The sequence below is a fragment of the Acinetobacter sp. WCHAc060042 genome (genome assembly GCF_003231195.1).
Classification (GTDB): domain Bacteria; phylum Pseudomonadota; class Gammaproteobacteria; order Pseudomonadales; family Moraxellaceae; genus Acinetobacter.
This window is the reverse complement of the sequence record NZ_QKVN01000087.1, coordinates 1-2,511: the sequence shown is the minus strand read 5'-3', so window position 1 is coordinate 2,511 and position 2,511 is coordinate 1. Positions and strand designations below refer to the sequence as shown.

3 protein-coding genes and 1 other annotated feature are annotated in these 2,511 nt (G+C 39.6%); of the genes, 1 reads left to right on the top strand and 2 read right to left on the bottom strand.

What is annotated here, in order from left to right:
- The first annotated feature begins 48 nt into the window (after positions 1-48).
- Positions 49-1,283, top strand: a protein-coding gene (locus DPG01_RS18230; protein WP_110975987.1) for an IS3 family transposase whose coding sequence is annotated in 2 segments (ribosomal slippage) — positions 49-325 and positions 325-1,283 — 1,236 coding nt in all. Because the reading frame shifts where the segments join, the coding sequence is not laid out codon by codon here.
- Positions 324-440 (top strand) — a sequence feature (AL1L pseudoknot). (Overlaps the previous gene by 117 nt.)
- 155 nt (positions 1,284-1,438) lie before the next feature.
- On the opposite strand, the gene DPG01_RS18225 is transcribed toward DPG01_RS18230, so the two are convergent.
- Both DPG01_RS18225 and DPG01_RS18220 read right to left on the bottom strand, forming a co-directional pair.
- Positions 1,439-1,840: a helix-turn-helix domain-containing protein gene (locus DPG01_RS18225; RefSeq protein ID WP_096902448.1), complete on the bottom strand. Its 402-nt coding sequence runs from the start codon at positions 1,838-1,840 to the stop codon at positions 1,439-1,441.
- A gap of 1 nt (position 1,841) precedes the next feature.
- On the bottom strand, positions 1,842-2,132 hold the full coding sequence (locus tag DPG01_RS18220) for a type II toxin-antitoxin system HigB family toxin (RefSeq protein ID WP_000558186.1): 291 nt from the start codon (positions 2,130-2,132) through the stop codon (positions 1,842-1,844).
- Between the last annotated feature and the right edge of the window lie 379 nt (positions 2,133-2,511).

The following is a 2,511-nucleotide window of genomic DNA, read 5'->3' as shown; positions in this document are numbered from 1 at the left end:
AACCGTACCGGGTTTGTCGGAGACCATTTTTCTTGAGAGAATGTCCCAATGACAAAACCAAAATATACTCCTGAAATCAGAGACAGAGCGGTTCAATTATTGATTGAATCCGAAAAAGATTATCCTTCTACTTGGGCTGCAATCACAGCAATTGCACCTAAAATTGGTTGTACCCCTGAAACACTACGTTCCTGGCATCAAAAATATTTGGATCAACAAAATCCAGTTAAAGTACAGCAGCTTTCAGATCAAGAACGTATTAAACAGCTCGAACGTGAAAATAAAGAGCTGCAACGTGCCAATGAAATTCTACGCAAAGCAGCCGCTTTTTTCGCCCAGGCGGAGCTCGACCGCCCACACAAATAATGATGGATTTTATCCATAATAATAAAGAGCCGTACGGAGTCGAGGCGATTTGTAGGATTTTACCTATCGCACCTTCAACTTATTACCGGACTCTAGATCTCTGCGATGAGAAGCATTGCTTCGCAAGGGAACATCGAGCGAAACGAGATCTACATGATCAACATCATGCTGAACAGATTAAACGTATTTGGAAAGAAAGTTCAGGTCGTTATGGTGTGCGCAAAGTCTGGCAAAAACTAAGACACGAAGGCTATGTTATTGCACGTTGTACAGTTGCTCGATTGATGCAACAGCTAGGTATACAAGGTGTTTGGCGTGGTAAGAATAAACAAACAACGCGTAGCCGAGATGATCAAAAATCAGCAGATGATTTAGTAAAACGCAATTTTAAAGCTGATCATCCTGATCACTTGTGGGTGGCCGACTTCACGTATATTCAAACCAATTCAGGCTGGGTCTATACCGCATTTATTATTGATGTGTTCTCACGAGCAATTGTTGGATGGAAAGTATCAACACGGATGAATACCGACATGGTGCTCGCTGCACTTGAGCAGGCATTGCATGATCGAGGAATGCCAAATAACGTGATTCATCATAGTGACAGAGGCGTACAGTATCTTTCAATTCGCTATACCAACCGTTTAGAAGCAGCGAATTTACGAGCATCAGTCGGCACTACGGGGGATTCATACGATAATGCATTGGCTGAAACAGTGAATGGGTTGTACAAAACAGAGGTGATTGAATATTTAAAAGCAGATTGGCGTGGTTTGGGTGATATACAACTTGCCACATTAAATTTGGTAGATTGGTTCAATAAAGAACGTATACATAGTTCACTAGGTTATGTATCACCTTTTGATTTTGAAGCGATGTACTATGATAAAATTAACCCGTTAGGTCAGGTGGCCTAACTTAAACAAAAAGTCTCCGACAAACCCGGTACGGTTCATTTTATATACTCTAGGACTTACGCACTATCATTTATAGATTCTCTGGGCTTTGTTGCACAAAGATTTGAAAGGCAAAGTACCCCTAATTGAGCCAAATTTCCTGATCCACCTCTCTTTTAGAAAAACGTATCTGCCGATACATTAAACCGCTCAGACAATGCCTTAATATGACGAATATTCAGTTGGCGTTTACCACTTAAAATCTCAGAAATCACTGATGGTGTTGCAACCTCTGTTAAGTCAGACTGACCTAAACCATGTTGCTCCATCAAAAAAGCCAAAGCAGCACGACCGTCCCCTTTAGGCATAGGAAGATGCTCATTTTCATAATCAGAAACCAAATCACCAAGCTGATGAGTAAGCCCCATTAAAGGATGGGACTCGTCATCACCAACAGTATCTAAAAGTTCATCTAAAGCTTCAACAAGTGTATGAAAGTCGTCTTCATTTTCTGGCTTGCTGAGCAATGGTGCAACGTAGTGCCAGTGGTCTACGGCCTGTTTAATCATCGCGTTCATACTAACCTTCCTTCCAATGACCTTTGTCATATTCTTTATGGTACAAGACATCACGGATATACACACGTTTTGCTTGATACATCACGACTGCAATAAGTCGGATCTTGTTCCCGCCAATATCGAATACATGGAACTTTCCAACTTTATCGACCTCTGGAAAGAGATGTTTCATCTCAGCAAAATCTTTCGGATCGTTTGCCTTTATGGTTCGATACCAACCATCTAATGCCGTTTCAGCCTGTGGCCACTTTTGCATTGCTTCTATAATTCGAGTGTGGGTGATCACATGCATAACATTTTATCGCATTTTGCAATATTGAATGGCTAGGATGAATAAAGCGCCACACGGAGCTTTATTCATTATCAAAATGCACTTAATCTGATGATCTTAAAAAATAAACCTTTTAGCATTTCATGCGCAATAAGGCTGATACCATTAGCACAACAAAAATGAGTTCCACTCTAGTTAACATCTTAGTTCCATTTACTTTTCACTTAATTTATATAGCCGTTAAGTCGCAGCATCAATGACATAACATGACATGGAAAATAATCAAAAAAGATAGAATCTAGATTTTTGTTACATTTACTATCCGCATACTTTAACAGCAGCTTTGAGTGTTTCACTTAACCTTTAAATTTTTTTTAAAATTAAATATATTTACATATAC

Excerpts from the sequence above, each read along its gene's own strand:
- DPG01_RS18220 (WP_000558186.1), bottom strand. The coding sequence starts at position 2,132 with ATGCATGTGATCACCCACACTCGAATTATAGAAGCAATGCAAAAGTGG.
- DPG01_RS18225 (WP_096902448.1), bottom strand. The coding sequence starts at position 1,840 with ATGAACGCGATGATTAAACAGGCCGTAGACCACTGGCACTACGTTGCA.